This is a genomic window from Tenacibaculum sp. AWR4_210, assembly GCF_056160945.1.
In genome coordinates this window covers 1-245 of record NZ_JBSWYF010000097.1, presented here as the reverse complement: position 1 = coordinate 245, position 245 = coordinate 1, and the positions used below count along the sequence as shown (strand labels likewise).

Genomic DNA, 245 nt, shown 5'->3' with positions numbered 1-245 from the left:
GATCTGTGCAGGAAGCACGGTAACATCGGCACAGTTATTTGCAGCCTTAGGAGGAAGTCCAGCGACAGGCGGAACTTGGTCACCAGCATTATCAGGGGCTAATACCTATACGTATACAGTAGCAGCAACGGCACCATGTACCACAGCAGCAACGGCTCAGGTAGTGGTAAGCGAACAAGCTTTACCAAATGCGGGAACTAACGGAACACTTACCATCTGTGCAGGAAGCACGGTAACATCAGGGC

Annotated in this window: 1 protein-coding gene; it reads left to right on the top strand. The window is 51.4% G+C overall.

All coding sequences use genetic code 11. The features are described from left to right. On the top strand, positions 1-245 hold a 245-nt coding region (locus ACXAG7_RS20185; RefSeq protein ID WP_476667961.1), incomplete at both ends, for a hypothetical protein.